Source organism: Chitinophagaceae bacterium (assembly GCA_030053935.1).
Taxonomy (GTDB): Bacteria; Bacteroidota; Bacteroidia; order Cytophagales; family JASGCU01; genus JASGCU01.
Genome location: JASGCU010000052.1, coordinates 1 through 16,578 on the forward strand (window position 1 = coordinate 1; position 16,578 = coordinate 16,578).

Annotated in this window: 16 protein-coding genes; 4 read left to right on the forward strand and 12 right to left on the reverse strand. The window is 32.1% G+C overall.

The window, feature by feature from the left end:
* Nucleotides 1-188 precede the first annotated feature (188 nt).
* From QM536_06415 to QM536_06450, 8 genes are all read right to left on the reverse strand, one after another.
* The gene (locus tag QM536_06415) at nucleotides 189-950 is read right to left on the reverse strand and encodes an MBL fold metallo-hydrolase (protein MDI9356637.1); all 762 of its coding nucleotides are present in this window, start codon (nucleotides 948-950) and stop codon (nucleotides 189-191) included.
* Between the two features lie 82 nt (nucleotides 951-1,032).
* Nucleotides 1,033-1,509 carry a GNAT family N-acetyltransferase gene (locus QM536_06420; protein ID MDI9356638.1) on the reverse strand — a complete coding sequence of 159 codons (477 nt, stop codon included), beginning with the start codon at nucleotides 1,507-1,509 and terminating at the stop codon, nucleotides 1,033-1,035.
* 27 nt (nucleotides 1,510-1,536) lie between these two features.
* Nucleotides 1,537-1,743 carry an NAD-dependent epimerase/dehydratase family protein gene (locus QM536_06425; GenBank protein MDI9356639.1) on the reverse strand — a complete coding sequence of 69 codons (207 nt, stop codon included), beginning with the start codon at nucleotides 1,741-1,743 and terminating at the stop codon, nucleotides 1,537-1,539.
* 18 nt (nucleotides 1,744-1,761) lie between these two features.
* On the reverse strand, nucleotides 1,762-2,583 hold the full coding sequence (locus QM536_06430) for a glycosyltransferase family 2 protein (protein ID MDI9356640.1): 822 nt from the start codon (nucleotides 2,581-2,583) through the stop codon (nucleotides 1,762-1,764).
* A 14-nt stretch (nucleotides 2,584-2,597) separates the two neighbouring features.
* Nucleotides 2,598-3,701 carry a glycosyltransferase family 4 protein gene (locus QM536_06435; GenBank protein MDI9356641.1) on the reverse strand — a complete coding sequence of 368 codons (1,104 nt, stop codon included), beginning with the start codon at nucleotides 3,699-3,701 and terminating at the stop codon, nucleotides 2,598-2,600.
* A 4-nt stretch (nucleotides 3,702-3,705) separates the two neighbouring features.
* Complete coding sequence (locus tag QM536_06440) at nucleotides 3,706-4,719, reverse strand: EpsG family protein (protein MDI9356642.1); 1,014 nt, start codon at nucleotides 4,717-4,719, stop codon at nucleotides 3,706-3,708.
* A 117-nt stretch (nucleotides 4,720-4,836) separates the two neighbouring features.
* On the reverse strand, nucleotides 4,837-5,901 hold the full coding sequence (locus tag QM536_06445) for a glycosyltransferase (GenBank protein ID MDI9356643.1): 1,065 nt from the start codon (nucleotides 5,899-5,901) through the stop codon (nucleotides 4,837-4,839).
* Nucleotides 5,898-6,728 carry a glycosyltransferase family 2 protein gene (locus QM536_06450; protein ID MDI9356644.1) on the reverse strand — a complete coding sequence of 277 codons (831 nt, stop codon included), beginning with the start codon at nucleotides 6,726-6,728 and terminating at the stop codon, nucleotides 5,898-5,900. The genes QM536_06445 and QM536_06450 overlap by 4 nt, the downstream gene beginning before the upstream one ends.
* Before the next feature lie 254 nt (nucleotides 6,729-6,982).
* Between QM536_06450 and QM536_06455 the strand changes: the two genes are divergently transcribed.
* The 3 genes from QM536_06455 to QM536_06465 all read left to right on the forward strand — a co-directional run bounded on the left by QM536_06455 (nucleotide 6,983) and on the right by QM536_06465 (nucleotide 10,552).
* Nucleotides 6,983-7,633, forward strand: coding sequence for a CPBP family intramembrane metalloprotease (locus tag QM536_06455; GenBank protein ID MDI9356645.1), 651 nt, complete (start codon nucleotides 6,983-6,985; stop codon nucleotides 7,631-7,633).
* Nucleotides 7,634-7,776: 143 nt separating this feature from the next.
* Entirely contained in the window at nucleotides 7,777-9,672 is a 1,896-nt protein-coding gene (gene dnaK / locus QM536_06460) for a molecular chaperone DnaK (protein ID MDI9356646.1), read from the forward strand.
* A gap of 190 nt (nucleotides 9,673-9,862) precedes the next feature.
* A complete protein-coding gene (locus QM536_06465; protein MDI9356647.1) occupies nucleotides 9,863-10,552 on the forward strand; it encodes a protein-L-isoaspartate(D-aspartate) O-methyltransferase in 690 nt (229 codons plus the stop codon).
* Between the two features lie 98 nt (nucleotides 10,553-10,650).
* Here the strand turns inward: QM536_06465 and QM536_06470 are convergent, their stop codons facing one another.
* From QM536_06470 to QM536_06485, 4 genes are read right to left on the reverse strand one after another with little or no spacing between them, the layout of a single operon-like run.
* Nucleotides 10,651-11,397, reverse strand: a complete 747-nt coding sequence (locus QM536_06470) for a DUF6048 family protein (protein MDI9356648.1) — start codon at nucleotides 11,395-11,397, stop codon at nucleotides 10,651-10,653.
* The gene (locus QM536_06475) at nucleotides 11,369-12,088 is read right to left on the reverse strand and encodes a hypothetical protein (protein MDI9356649.1); all 720 of its coding nucleotides are present in this window, start codon (nucleotides 12,086-12,088) and stop codon (nucleotides 11,369-11,371) included. The genes QM536_06470 and QM536_06475 overlap by 29 nt, the downstream gene beginning before the upstream one ends.
* 14 nt (nucleotides 12,089-12,102) lie before the next feature.
* Nucleotides 12,103-12,843: a hypothetical protein gene (locus QM536_06480; GenBank protein ID MDI9356650.1), complete on the reverse strand. Its 741-nt coding sequence runs from the start codon at nucleotides 12,841-12,843 to the stop codon at nucleotides 12,103-12,105.
* A 23-nt stretch (nucleotides 12,844-12,866) separates the two neighbouring features.
* Complete coding sequence (locus tag QM536_06485) at nucleotides 12,867-14,300, reverse strand: FAD-dependent oxidoreductase (GenBank protein ID MDI9356651.1); 1,434 nt, start codon at nucleotides 14,298-14,300, stop codon at nucleotides 12,867-12,869.
* Between the two features lie 681 nt (nucleotides 14,301-14,981).
* Here QM536_06485 and QM536_06490 point away from each other — a divergent pair.
* Nucleotides 14,982-16,361: a Mur ligase family protein gene (locus tag QM536_06490; protein ID MDI9356652.1), complete on the forward strand. Its 1,380-nt coding sequence runs from the start codon at nucleotides 14,982-14,984 to the stop codon at nucleotides 16,359-16,361.
* Nucleotides 16,362-16,578 lie beyond the last annotated feature (217 nt).

The following is a 16,578-nucleotide window of genomic DNA, read 5'->3' on the forward strand; positions in this document are numbered from 1 at the left end:
ATTCATTTTGATGAAAATGTATCAATTTTTTTTAATTTAGTTTCGCAACGGTCTCAATATACTTTCGCTCTGATAGATTGGCTTGGATTTACCAAATAATGCCTCATTTCTACTCATCGGAGTATAAAAAAAGAAGTTTTTTGTTATAAAACGTGGAACCTTTTTATTCTATTATTCAAATGGTTTTTTCAAAAAGTAATTTTTAACCCGTCATAAGCGAGATGAACATTGGGAGGGAGTTGTGTGGATATTTCTTTATCTGTTCCTAATTTATGACTTATATGGGTGAGATAGGTTTTCTCGGGATTTATTTCTTGAGATAGTGCTATTGCCTCGTCTAATGTAAAATGGGATATGTGTGGTTCTTTTTGGAGAGCGCTGAGTATCAGAGTTTTTGTGCCTTTTATTTTTTCTTTTTCGGCGTCTGCAATAAAATTGACATCGGTTATATACGTGAGGTCTTTGATTCTAAATCCTAATACGTCTAATTTGTGGTGCTTCACCTGTATGGGTGAAAATAAGATATTGTGAACGTAAAAGGGTTCGGAATCTATGATATGGGTTTCTATGCTTGGGATTCCAGGGTATTTTTTTTTTTGAAATATATAAGCGAACTCGCGTTTTATTTGTTTGAGAACGTTTTTTCGCAAAAAGACGGGCATTTTTTTGTGGGTGATGTGGTTAAAACTTCTGATATCATCTAATCCTGCGGTATGGTCTTTATGCTCGTGGGTAAAGATTACGGCATCTAAGGTTGTAATGTTTTCTCTGAGTATTTGTTGTCGGAAGTCGGGACCTGTATCTATGACCACATTCGTTTGGTTGTCTTCTATACAAACGGAGGTTCGGAGGCGTGTATCGTGTGGGTCTTTTGATAGACACACTTCGCATTTACAGCATATAACAGGAACCCCCTGGGATGTTCCCGTTCCAAGAAAGGTGAGTGTCAATGTTTTTTATTTTTTAATGTGAATAAAATTTTTTACTGATATAATTATTGTGTGAGAAGGTATGCAATAAACGGGAAAAATGTTATGATTCTGTGGCTTTTGTAATGGCATCGTCTTCTCGGTTCCAGTAATAATCCGAGAAATCTGTATCTTTGCTGAATCCCATTTTTGTGTAGAGTTCTTGTGCTTTTTGGTTCGTATTCTGTGTTTGTAGAAATAATCCTTTTGCATTTGTTTTGTGTGCCAATACTTTGCATCTTTCTATTAATTTTTTGGCTATACCTTTGCCTCTCATGGTTTCATCTACATACAAATCGTTTAATAACCAGAGACGTTTCATTCCTACAGATGTAAAAATGGGGTATAATTGCACAAACCCTGCTATTTTTTTTTCTATGGAGGCTATAAAGATCTCGCTTTCTTTTTTTTTCATTCTTTCTTTCAAAAAAAGATATGCAGAATCTACATCCGATTTCTGCCCATAGAATATTCTATATGTATCAAAAAGAAGAGCGAGTTCTGGTAGGTTTTGTGGTTTTGGGTGGTGAATTTGTATCATTGTAAAAATAAATAGATAAGGACTACGTTATAAAAATATACTCTTGTAATTATTCAGTTTTAAAAACAATATCATCTTTTGTGGAATGTAAAAACTCATATTCCGATAACAAGTAATCTGAGGAAAAAACGGACTCTGTTGTTTATCAATATTGATGATAGTATGTTGCTTCTGCAATTCTTCTATGAGTCGAGTTCCTACAAACCCCGAACCTCCGATGATGGTTATGTGCATTTTTTGATGGGTAAATATTTAAATATTCTTTTGCGGAGATTTCAAATTTGTATAGTCTTTTTCAAATTGTGATAGGATTCTTTTGTTTATTTGTCTTCTTTCTTTATCAAAGAACCATCCCCATTTATTGAAATATTTAATGATATTCAAAGTATGAATCCAAAACATTTTCATGCTTTTTTTAGAGGCTTTTTCATGTCTATGAAAAATAGAAGTGTGTGGATAAAAAATGGTCTTATAATGTGCATGAATACGCCTTGTTAAATCAATATCTTCTGCATACATAAAAAAACGTTCATCAAACATCCCCACATCTTGAAACGCTTTTGTTCGCATAAATATAAAACAGCCTGAAAGAAAAGGTACTTCCATAATGGTATTGTAGCCAAAATCCTGAAGATCAAATCTTTTGCGGTGTTCTTTAAAAAAGCGTTTTGGAACAAACATTCTCAAAATCAGATCTATAGGTGTGGGAAGTAGTTTACAGAGATATTGAATTTCTCCGTTTGGATACAATACCTGGGGCATAATGTGTCCAATTTCTTGATTTTTTTCCATAAAATCGTGTAATTTTTCTAATACGCCAGATTCAAAATACACATCTGGATTTAACACTATATGATATTTACTTTCTTCTACGCTTTTGATAATAGCTTTATTATGAGCTGCTCCATATCCTATATTTTTGTTATTAAAAATATATTCTATTTTTTCACTATCGGCTAAGATTTTAAGTTCATCGGTTGGAGAGTTATCTACCAAATACAGTTTTATTGGTAATACAGTATTCAGGAAACTCTTTATAGCTCTTTGTACCTCTTCTTTTTCTGATTTATACAATACTATAGAACATGTTATAGAGTATTTTTTTTGGGACATTCTAATATTTTTTTATAGAGTTTGAGATAGTTTTCTCCCATTTTTTCAACGGTGTAATTTTCTATGTATTTTTTAAATGCTTTATCCGTTTTGTTTTTTCCATTTTCAATAGTTTTTTTTATTTGTTCAATCAAATCATCAATATCATCCAGTTTAAAAAATGATATTTCCTCCGGAGCGAACAATTCTTTATGAACATTTATATCAGATGCCACAACTGGAACTTTCCAAGAGACAGCTTCCAGTAATACAGAAGGCATGCCTTCAGAATAACTCGATAGAACATAGAGATCAAATAATTCAAAATAACTCATCTTATCCCTTTCATCAACATAACCTAAAAAAAAACATCTCTCACTCACTCCTTCATGTTCTGCCATGTTTTTTAAGGATGTAAGCTTTTCTCCATCACCTATGAGAATAAAATAAAAGTTTTGTAGTTTTTTAAGAGCGTAAATAATCTGATGAAACCCTTTTCTATCTGTTACTATTCCACAAGACCCGATAATTTTTATAGTTTTGTTGTTGTTTTTTAGCGATATTATTTTTTGATATGTGTCATGAGGATTAAAAAAATGTTCGGGTTTAGACTGGGATACCCCATTAAATACTATTTCTATTTTCGTTTTTTTAAGAAAGAACGATGATGAGTAGTATTTTTTCATTTCGTGATTTAAAACGATCATAACGTCTTTCGTCGCATTCACAAATCGCCAGAGAGGAGAAAAAATAGATGCCATTAATTGCCCATGTGTATTCTTCAGATCCATTTCATCAAAATTATGTATGGTAGTAATTTTTTCCCCTTTTAAAAAAAATCCGAAAAGAAATAAAAATATATCGGGGCGTAACATATGAGAATGCAAAACATCATAATCTCTTAGTTCCCAGAATGTTTTTATGCTCAATTTTTTGCATGGGCAGTCGAATTTTAATCGCACATCAAGAAGATCTTCTTTGGTATCCATATAATAAACAACCACATCATGTTTATGTAATAATAGATAATGAGCTACATCTCTAGCGATTCGAATAGGTCCCTTGGGAAGAAGGGATGGTATTATGATAGCAATTTTCATTGACTTAAAATATTTGAGTTATGTAATCTTTAATCATTTCATATTTAGAGAAAAATAATATAATTGGATATATCAATAAAACACCCCACCTTAAGAAATTAATTTTTCCAACAGATGTTCTGAAAAGGATAACTACTAATAAGGGCTCAAATATGCTGAAATAACTGGCAGCTCTGCCAGCTACTATTTGGAATGCATTAAACACATATGAGATAATTATTCCGATAAACAAACAAAGCATCCAGGTTTGGTATTCTTCTTCTTTTAGCTTTTGGGTATTATCTTTATAAAACGGTTTATATTTTAACAAAACTAAATAGAGGAGTATATTTTTAATCAAGACAACATTCAATAAGCCACGCCTTGAACTATATTCTCCATAATTTAAATATTCCACTAATCCTGGAATAGGAAAAAATGCATTTACGATATATGAAATAAATTCTATATCTATTATAATCCCTAAAATAATAGAAACAATAATTATATGGACTTTATGCTTCGTTTTTAGATACCAATTATAGGCAAAGTACACTAAAAAAAAAGAAATTGCCGCTAAATGAAATGAGGATGCTAATAGGCATATAAAAGAAAAAGAAAAAAAATTTCTTTTATAAACATACTTTATAGAATATAGTAGGATTGCACATGCAAGTCCAGCTCTTATTTGAATCATTTCTCTAAGAATAAAGGTATGAGAAATATATATTAAGCATGGAAACATATAATCGTCACTCTTTTTATAAAAAAAAACAATTGTCAATGAGATTGAAAAAAATGCCATCAAGAACGATACCACTGTATAATCTCCTCCTATGTATTTGACCAAAGCATTCAGAGCTAAGTATCCATATTCTCCATGTATTTCTCTATTTTCTTTAAAAAAATCCACAAAGGTCGGTCTTACTTCATTAAATATTTTCACATATTCTAAGTAATCCGGGTAATTATCATTTTTAAAAGTAGCTAAGATGATTAAAACAGGAATCACAAAGATAAAACATAAGATAATATTCACTTTTCTAAAAAATATCTTATTTTTCTCTAATTGAAAATGAGCAGAAGAAAAAAAAAGAACAAAAAAAAGAATCGAAAGAACTAAAAAAACACTCATGTTTTATACACCTAAATTATTTCATAATTTCATATACTGTTTAAAAATAGTTTCAACCTTAAAATCTTCTATATCGCTTTCTTCAATGGGTGGGTAAGATGTTACTGCTTTTTTCATCTTCTCAGCGAGGTCATTGGGGTTGTTTACTTCTGCAAGATAATCTTTAAATTTTTCTCTTAATATCTCTCTCGGACCAGAAAAACAATCTGTTGACACCACTTTTTTTCCCAATATCAACGTTTCCACTAACACCATTCCCATACCCTCCCTTTCAGAGGATACTACAAGCATTTCTGAGTTTTTAATAATTGAGTATGGGTTTGAAGAAAAACCAATTAATTTTACTGAATTAGTAAGTTCTAAGGATTCTATATATGATTCAAGAGACTCTTTAAGAGCACCTTGTCCTACTATATATAGATCATATTCCTTATACAATTCTGATAATTTGAAGGCTTTTATAAGTATATCAAACCTTTTTACTACAGCGAGACTCCCTACTCCAACTATATATTTTCTGGAAAGTATAATCTTGTTCGGTTCTTTTCCTTTTAATCTGATTTCAGCGATATCAAGTGGGTTAAATATTTTTTGGATCGAATTATATTCTTTTGTAATATTATTTTTTATATCTTCCTCAACCCCCTTTGACACTGTAATAATGTCTTGATTTCTGAATAACCATTTTAAAAAGTATCTCAGGAAAATATTTTTATCCACAAAGAATTCTGTAGATGTATTGCTATGAATAACAAAATAATTTTTTATGCGAGCGAGTTTGCATACAGTATTTGCAAAAATAAGATGGGAAAATATTTTTTTTTCAATATGAGTATCTCCTGAAATAATTTTTCGCACCTTAAAAGAACAATATATCGTTTTTAGTAGAAAATGTTTTTTAAAAAAAGTAGGGATACGAAGTGAGACAACTTGAATACCACTTAAATCATATGCTGAAGTAATGGAATCATCTAACACCACGACCTGGTATGGAAACTGTATCTTATTTAAATAATGACACATATTTAATATTGCCTTTTCAGCACCACCGCCAGCTAATCCTCCAATTATAAAGTACCATTTCATCTTTTTCTCCTTTTAAAATACCAATACAATTGCTTCACAGGATTTCTTATTCCTATTGCATATAAATAGTTTAAACCATCATAACGTAAGTGATAAGCAATTGTTTTTATGACACCATGTTGGGGTAAATAATAATTTTTTAAAATTTTTCTTTTTTCTTTGAGTTCTAATAATCGGAATGGCATTAAGGAGTTGCTAGAAACACCTTCTGAAAACATATTTGCGATTATTATCGCATCCATTATCATATCCGCTTTTGAATGCAGAATTCTTAAAAAATGTTCATAGTCTCCGGCAATTTTATAAGATATATCATACTTTCCTACTGTGTCAAATATTTTTTTTTGGTAAAAGGTTCCCTGATGCCTTAGGGTATCTTTCCCATAAATACTTCTTATATCTAATGTAGAGTACAAAGTATTCTTTTTATGATATTTTTCAATTATATAATTCACTGCACCACAAAAAACATCCACATCCCGATACTTACTCATGAATAGATTTTGGACTTGCTCGAGAACACTTTCTCCTACAAACTCATCATCACTATTCATGAAATTAAGATAATCCCCAGTGGCAATATCAATTCCTTTATTCATCGCATCATATATACCTCTATCTTTTTCAGAAACCCACTTATAATCAATTTTTTTCTCTTTGAATAAAGGAGCGTATTTTTTTATTATTCCAATAGTCCCATCTGTAGATGCACCATCTACCACAATATACTCAATATGAGGATAGGTCTGACAGAGAACACTTTTAAAAGTTCGTTCAATAGTTTTTTCACTGTTAAAGCAAACGGTAATTATGGAAAACGTAATCATATTTTATTGTATTTCACAATGGCAGGAAGGACGGTTCTAAGTCATTTTTACTTTTGATTTTCATAAAATATAGAATGTATAGCATATCTTTAAAATTTTACAATGAAAGGATGTTTTTTTTCATTTCTTGTATTCCTTTTTCATTTTTCTAAACAAAAATTCAATATAAATGAACAATCAGAATCAAAAAAACTATTTTGCTTTTTTATATACCTTATTATTACAAATATTACATATTTATAACACCTATCTGAATGAACACAACATTTATTATAGAAATATGCACAGACATAATTCGTTTCTTAAAACACCCATCAGAATTATCCAAAACAGAAAAAAGTATACAAAATAAATGGAAAATATTCCTTTGTATCTTTTTTTTTGATGTAGTTATAATGGTAGTTCTTGTAGTTTTTTTAGAACTATTAGACACAGTTTTTGACCTCCATTTAGATGACAATTACAAGGGAAAAGAGATGATGAAAACATTACCCTTTTGGACGCTCTTCCCTTTGGTATGTTTTATTATCCCTTTTATAGAAGAACTTATATTTCGCTTGCACTTAAAGTTTCATAGAAATTACCTTTTGCGGTTTCTTATTTTTTTATCCTCTTTGGTAGGCAGGGGAGAACAGGTTCGCAATTTCTTCCACTCTTTCTATATAAGTCAATATCCCATTATATTTTATTTATCCACTTTCGTATTTGCTTTTGTTCATGTTTCCAATTACGAATTAACAGATGCAATACTTTTCCTCTTCCCATTTATAGTTCTTCCTCAATTTATCGGTGGGCTTTTCATAGGGTATATAAGGGTGAGGTATGGTCTTATTATGGGTTTTTTATTACATAGTTTGAATAATACTTTATTTTTTATAGTGATGTGGTTTACCGAACGGATGTAAAAAATTGCTTTTCGTGTTGCTTACTGACAAAATGTCGCTCTTTTTACCAAAAAACCATTGGCATTAGTATTGTATTTTTGAATGTAAATAGAATTCATTTCACAAAAAATAAAAAACATTAAAATTAAAATAAACATACCTTTATGGGAAAAATAATAGGAATAGATTTAGGAACCACAAACTCATGTGTAGCAGTAATGGAGGGGAACGAACCCGTAGTAATCCCCAATAGCGAGGGAAGGAGAACGACTCCTTCGATAGTTGCTTTTTTAGATGACGGAAAAGGAGAAAGAAAAGTTGGCGACCCCGCAAAACGCCAAGCAATCACCAACCCACGAAATACCATTAGCTCTATCAAACGATTTATGGGCAAAAAATACACGAACATTACCAAAGAAAGAGAACATATATCCTATCAAGTAGAGAAGGGAAATAATGAAACTGTGCGGGTTCGCATAGGAGATAAAAACTATACTCCCCAAGAAATATCTGCTATCATTCTCCAAAAAATGAAAACCACTGCCGAAGATTATTTAGGGCAAGGAATAAAAGAAGCCGTCATAACTGTGCCCGCTTATTTTAATGATGCGGAACGCCAAGCCACAAAAGAAGCAGGAACAATAGCAGGGTTAGATGTAAAAAGAATCATCAACGAACCAACCGCCGCCGCCCTTGCCTACGGACTTGATAAAAAAAATAAAGAAATCAAAATAGCCGTCTATGACCTCGGTGGCGGAACATTTGATATCTCTATATTAGAGCTGGGAGATGGTGTCTTTGAGGTAAAGTCCACTAACGGAGATGTCCATTTAGGAGGAGATGACTTTGATGCATGCATCATTAATTGGTTAGCCGAAGAGTTTTTGAAAGACGAAGGCATAGACCTCCGAAAAGACCACATGGCATTGCAACGTCTCAAAGAAGCAGCGGAAAAAGCCAAAATAGAACTCTCTAGTTCCACCAGCACAGAAATAAATCTCCCTTATATAATGCCCGTGCAAGGTATCCCTAAGCACTTAGTCCGAACTCTCTCCCGAGCTACTTTTGAAAAAATAACCGACACCCTCATACAAAGAACCATTGAACCATGCAAAAAAGCATTAGCCGACTCAGGATTCTCTATCGATCAAATAGACGAAGTCATACTGGTAGGCGGTTCTACCCGAATACCAAAAATTCAAGAAGTAGTAGAGAAATTCTTTGGAAAAAAACCATCAAAAGGTGTAAACCCCGATGAAGTAGTAGCCATAGGAGCGGCAATTCAAGGGGGAGTATTAACAGGCGAGGTAAAAGACGTACTTCTTTTAGACGTAACCCCTCTCTCTTTGGGAATAGAAACATACGGCAACGTATTTACCAAACTCATAGAATCTAACACCACCATCCCTACCAAAAAATCTCAAGTATTCTCTACCGCTGCCGACAATCAACCATCTGTAGAAATTCACGTTTTACAAGGAGAACGAACAATGGCAAAAGACAACCGAACTATTGGTAAATTTCATCTTGATGGAATCCCCCCTTCCCCGAGAGGAACCCCCCAAATAGAAGTGACTTTCGACATAGATGCAAACGGAATCCTGCACGTCTCTGCCAAAGATAAAGGCACGGGAAAAGAACAGAAAATTAGAATAGAAGCATCCTCAGGACTCACAGATAAAGAAATAGAAAGAATGAAAAACGAGGCAAAAGCAAATGAAGAAAGCGATAAACGAGAGAAAGAAAGGATAGAAAAAATAAATGCTGCCGATAGTATGATTTTTCAAACCGAAAAACAACTCAAAGAATACGAAGGAAAACTATCCCCACAGAATAAAACCTCTATACAATCAGCGCTCGACAAGCTCAAAGAAGCACATAAAAATGGAGATATTGGAAATATAGATACCGCCACGCAAGAACTCAATAACGCATGGAACTCCGCCTCACAAGAAATCTACAATACAAAAGATACAACCTCTCCTCCCGATAACAATTCCAACGAAAATCCAAACCAAGATACCGCTACCGATGTCCCTTACGAAGAAGTAAAGAAATAAACAGCAATCCATTAACTTTGCCAAAGTTCTAAAACTTTGGCAATTTTTTTGCCCATTCCAACCTGACAATCTAAAAAAGAAGCCCGCAATTAAAAATGTGGGCTTCTTGAGTAAGAAGATCTTTTAGAATACAAAAATATTTTTTTTATTGTAGATTGTCAATATACTTATAAAAAAACGAACACATACAATGGAAACAAATACTTTCTTTGAGGATACTTACAGGCACAAGGGGATGCGGAAGAATCTAATAGAACAACTGAAGAAACAAGGAATACAAAATACGGATGTTTTGTCTGCTATGCTGAGAGTTCCGAGACATTATTTTGTTAACTCTGTGTTTCATTACAGAGTTTATGACGAAGCAGACCCTATTTCTATCGGAGAGGGGCAAACCATCTCGCAGGCATATACCGTTGCTATTCAAAGTCATTTATTAGATATAAAAAAAAGAGATAGGATATTGGAAATAGGAACGGGTTCGGGCTATCAGGCGGCTGTTCTTTTGGAATTAGGGGCTGATCTGTATAGTGTGGAATATAATGAAGTATTACATGCCAAAGCAAAGAAAATACTTGCAGATATGGGTTATAAAGCTTCTTTGTTTTGGAAAGACGGGTCTCGTGGATTGATGCAACATGCACCTTATAATGGGATAATAGTAACTGCGGGTGCCCCTTCTATCCCTCACTCTCTTTTAGAGCAGCTTTCTGTGGGTGGAAAACTTATTATCCCCATTGGAGATAGGAATTCCCAAAAAATGTATAGATTTATTAAAAAATCGGATACAGAAATAATGCAAGAATATTTTACGGATACGTTTCGATTCGTACCTTTATTAGGAGAAGATGGTTGGGGAGTTCTCAATAAGGAGTTGTGAATTTGTGGTAAATACATGTCTGTCGCTACTATTTTATTATTGCACAAAAACCATAAAGGAAAGGCATACAAAGAACCCAAAACACACTCAGTATAATATTAGAAAGAAATGAATTTATATTTCAGAAAGAGATTGAGAGCGGGGATGCCTTTATCTATAGATCTTCCGTATCCTGGAATAGAATATACCGCTGGGAACAACGCACTATCGTGCTGTAGATTATGTCTATACATACATTGGAAACCCATATAAAGTTTTTTGATAAGCTTCGTTTCAGAAATGAACCCTATTTCAAAAGAAGAAGCCGAGAGATTGTTTCTCTTAAAAGATCTATTATAGTTTTGATACAACCCGCTCGGGCTTATTATAAGAATATCACCCCCATCTTGAAAAGAAGTGGTGGCATACTTCATAAATAAGGTAAGGTCTGTTTTGGTATTGACAGTAAAATGATACCCTAATCCTATTTTATAATACCATCCCTCAGAGAAATAAGCAACGTTCTTATATACTTCTTTGGGGGTGAGTTTTGCATATCCCCCTCCAAAAATAATTGCTAATTTATTTTTGAGAACAATCTGTCCCCATAGTTCTACTTTTTTTTCAAAATCTGTTGGCAATAATAACAGCTTGCCATAATCTATGGAAAGGGAAATCTCTGTAAGCAAGGGAAAGTTTTTTTTATAGACAGAGTCCTTTTTTATTATCTGTTTGAGAGAGTCCCCATCTATAAAAGTATTATAAAGAGTGCCTTGTGAGAGAGTATCTTCTTTATATTCAAAGTTTTGTGCAGATATGCTCTGTATAAAAAGGAAACTAAAAATAAAAAAAAAGAGTTGTTTCATTGCTCAAAGATTGAGTATTACTGTAAATTATTTTTGCGGAATCAAAAGAATGAGTTTTAATTTTGATATTTTCTGCACGTATTTCTATAAAATTGGTTTCTGATATGTGTTCTTCTCTGCTATATGTGACAGAGAAATAGAATGTTCTTGCTTTTTGCTTCACAAAAAAAGAAGAGGTTGTATCATTCATATCGAGAGGGATATTATAAACAGTAAGTGTGTCTGTGTATATGGGGAGTGACTTGAGAGTATTGCCAATTTCTGAAATAGGAGTATTAAAATTTTGTAACTTTGATACAAAAGTGGTTATTCGGGTTCTTATATTTTTAAGAAGAGAGATATTTTCGGATGAGGTGTAGAGTATTTTTTTGTGAGAACTTTGGTTAAAAAAGGTATTTTGTGCTTTGAGGAATGTTTCTAAAGAGATAGATGCAAGGGGATAGAACATCTGTGCTTTATAAAAAAAAGTATCTGTGTATATCTGTAATGATATAGTAGATTCACTTCCTATTGTTAATTTCTGTAAGAGAGTATCTAATTGAATAAGGGATTTGTTTATTGTATTGATGCCCGATACGTCTAAAAATTGGGTCTTTATGTATGGATCTTGATACAAAACTTCGTATTTATTACAAGAAAAAAAAGGAGAGGTAATGAGAATTACAAAAACTTTCAGAAAATAAATCTTCATTTAGGAGAATATATTTAGTTTAATTTGATAGATTCTTTGCGAGAGAATCCACTTCTATGGTATTTCCAACTTACTCCTAATTGAAAATTAAAAAGGTAGGTAGTATTATCAATTCCAACGGGATTAGAGCCAAGAATTGCATTGTCTAAACCCTCCATTTTGAAAGGATAATAGGCATTGACTCTAAAAAAAGGAGATACACCGTATTTATCATTGAAATATATATCGTAGCCAACACCCAAGCCTATAAAAGGAACAATATTATATGTGTAGTCCTTCCCTGCTAATTGCTCTTTTTGTCCATCTTTGTAGAGTTGGGGAAGTATGTAAGAAACACCAGGTCCTACTAATATATAAAAATCATGTGCAAAACCCCGGCTTATCCTTTTTCCAAATTCAAAAACATATATTTCACCGTTAAGATCTAAGGTTAAAAAGTGAACATCTATGGTTACATTAAAGATATTATTTTCGACAGAAGAGCTTACTCTTTTATAGACCAGTTCAGGAGAGAAAAAGATATGTCCTTTGATTTCTTTACTGTATTCTATTCCCAAAAAAAATCCGTTTTGTAAAAGTGGTTGGTTATTTTTAAAATGTGAATGTAATAAATTGTAATTTCTTATGAGTTGGTTCCATCCAGGTCCGTTCATATAGTTATATCCTACTGCTATTCCAATACCGCTTTGAGAAAATGCCCTATTGGGCTGTAATTGTAAGAGTAATAAAACGAAAAATAGATAATATGGTTTCATAAATTTGGTGTGTAATTTGGTAATTATAGAGTATTTAATAAGTCGTATGATGCCTTATATGCGGATTCCATTGCACCCTGCACCGTTCCGTATCTTCCTAATGTATGCGTTGCTTCACCCGCAAAAAATATCTTGTTCTTTATCGGAGATGCTAATTTTTCTCTTGCTCCTGCACTATTCGGTTTGGAGTAAGAAATACCCCCTTGTATATATTCTTGTTTTGTCCAATCCATAAAAGCACTTTTTTGATAAGATGAAGAAGCCAACCCTTTTCCATTCACATTATATACATTGTCTATGTCTAAAAGGATTTGCCTCACGCTATCATTTTGCTCTAATTCGCTATAAATGGTTGCAGTGCTTCCATTTACATATCCTACCAAAACATTATTTTCAAAAGATACCCCAAAAGAGTTTGTTCTGTTTATATTTGGAACTATAAATCTCGGAACATCACCAACTCCATAAATAGAGGTAATTTGTGGATTGGCTTCATTAAGATCCCAAAAGTTTTTATTGAATTTCAAAAATACTTTTATAGATGCGTCCATTCCTAAAAGATCTAATGCCGTTGATTTCTCCGCAGGAAATTCCGGTATAAATTGTATTTTATTGTTTTTCAAAATGGGAAGTGGCACCGTTACTATTACTCTGTCGGCAGTATATGGGGTAGGGTTATTTTTCACGGTTACTTCTATTGTAGTAGGAAAAGAATGATTAATAGATGTGACGGGAGAGTTTAATTTTATAATGGATTCTAATTTTTGTACATAGACATCTTCCAACCAATTGTTGAGAGAGTAGTTGTTGAGCTTGTAAGTAACATCTTTGGCTGCGCCTATTTTATTTTCCTTTTCATTATATTCATAAATACCCAATCTGTCTAAATTAGTTCCGTATTCATTGGCTATAAAAGCATTGATAATGCTGTTTGCAGTGGGATTTGCATTGATAGATTCTAAAAACTTTTGTATATCCGTATCAGCACTTGGCTTTAAAGTGCGTATAGTATTGATATAACGGATAGCATCGGCGTATATCTTTTCATTTGATTCTGCTTCTGCCTCCTTGTAATACATTCTATTGTTTATATAAATTGCTTTTTTCTCCCTTACTTCCACAATTTGATGATTGACTAACTTAATAGTGTCATAAAAAACGGAATTTGAGCCATAAATATACTCAGCCCCTAATTCTAATGGATAACCTGTGAATCCTGGTAGAGACCTTATTCTTCCGCCAATGAGATTGCTCGCTTCCAATATAGTAACATCAAGCCCTGCTTTGGTTAACATAACAGCCGCGTGTAAGCCAGCTACCCCTGCTCCTACGATAATCACTGACCCTTTTTTATCAGTAAAAATGGTTTCATTACAAGAAGATAAAATACTCGGTAAAGTGTATCCGATTGGTAGCCCTAATAAAAGTTTTCGTAAAAAAGAACGACGGTCATTCATAAATATGGATTTGTGGGTATGTAAATAATAAATATTTTATATAATTGCATTTTCTAAAAGAATTTTAGTAAAGTATAAAAAAATAAGAAAGTATAAAAAAAATGTACTTATACACTCTTATTTCGAATTATAAATGAAAAATTATCAATAAAATACACAATAAATCAAAAAACTCTCAAAAACAACCATCTCTTACAGATACTCTGGGATGGGGTTATATTAAGAATGGTAGGATAGATACAATATATTTGACAAACACACATATAAAGCAATTACTAAACCCCAACAAAATTATAATCAAAAAAACTTTTCATATATTGCATTGATTTATTAATGAGATATTGTAACTATTGAGTACCTTGTGAAAAAATAATTAGAAACAAAATAATAAATAATAGAGTATATTTTAGTATATTGTATAAAACATTCAAAAAATGGAACTACCTGAAAATATAATAAATATAAAAGCATTTATTACTCAACTTTTACAAAGAACTTCAGAATCTCATAATACTTGCTAAATAGTTACAATTTTTTTTATTTTGTTAAAAAAAAGCAACACAATGAGTAGTTACAAAATATTTTTTAACTGAGTGAAAAGTACTTACTTCAAAGCATGTTTCAAAAGTACTTTTTAAGACCATCCTTGAGAAACATAACACGTGTAAAATAATAAAATATATGAATAATCACTTAAAAAAAATACATTTTATATCTATCGGTGGATCTGTAATGCACTATTTAGCCATAGAGATAAAAAAAAAAGGGTATATTGTCACAGGATCAGACGATGAAATATACGATCCTGCAAAAACACATTTAGAGGAAAACGGACTTTTACCAAAAGAAATGGGATGGTTTCCTGAAAAAATAACAGAAGATATAGAAGCCGTTGTTTTAGGGATGCATGCAAAGAAAGACAACCCTGAACTGCTCAAATCTCAACAACTGAATCTGAAAATATATTCTTATCCCGAATATATACTGGAACAAAGTAAAAATAAACAAAGAATCGTGATTGCAGGAAGCCATGGAAAAACCACCGTAACCTCCCTCATAATGCATATTTTGAAAGAAAGTAAAAGAAAATTTGACTATGTAGTAGGGGCTCTGGTTCCAGGTTTCCCAAGTACCACTTGCCTTACAGACGCTCCCATTATTATTATAGAAGGTGATGAATACCTTTCCAGCCCCATAGATACCACTCCTAAATTTCTCCATTATAAACACCATATAGGAGTTATAACAGGAATTGCTTGGGATCACATAAATGTATTTCCTACTTTTCAATCCTATAAAAAACAATTTGAATTGTTTTACACAATGACCCCTAAATCAGGAACGTTGATTTATAATAAAGAAGACAATATACTCCACACCCTTTGCTCTGCTCATAGAGAATATGTAAAAACAATACCCTATAGCATTCCAAAATATGGTATCAAAAATGAAAAATTCTACCTATCCTATAAAGAAAAAGAATTCCCTCTCAAAATTTTTGGAGAACATAATATGAGTAATATCCAAGCAGCATACTCTGTAGCAAAAGAATTATTTATAAATGATGATGATTTTTATAATGCTGTATCTACCTTTACAGGAGCGGATAAAAGATTAAAACTTATAGCAGAATCTCAAACAAAAATAGTATTTTTGGACTATGCTCATGCACCATCAAAAGTAGAAGCAACCGTAAAAGCCGTAAAAAAACTCTACCCAAACAGAAAATTAGTCGCTTGTTTAGAACTCCATACATTTAGCAGCTTGAACACCGATTTTATACCCCATTATAAAAAAACCCTCTCAAAAGCCGATGAAAAAATAATATTTATTAATCCCGATGTTTTAAAAAAAAGAACATCAAACGATATTAATGAACCCTTTTTAAGAACATGTTTTGAAGAACCGAACCTTATTTTTTATACACAAATATCCAAATGCCAAGATTTTTTAAAATCTTTCGCCCAAGCAAACACAAACACTGTTTTTTTAATGATGACCTCCGGAAATTTCCATGAAATAAACATAACAGCATTCGGAAAAGAACTGGTAACCATGTAACAAAATACTTTTTTATTTTTGAAAATAAAACGCTCAAGCATACCAATAGTAAAACCACCTACATAAAATTAGAAGGTTTTTTGCTATAAAATCACTCATTAACAAAAATTAACATCTTTTTTTTGTTTTTTTAAATAAAATTCAAAAAAAAATATAATTTGTGAAAAATAAAAAATAAATGTTTTATATTCAATGTTTAATTTATTTTTGTGAAATA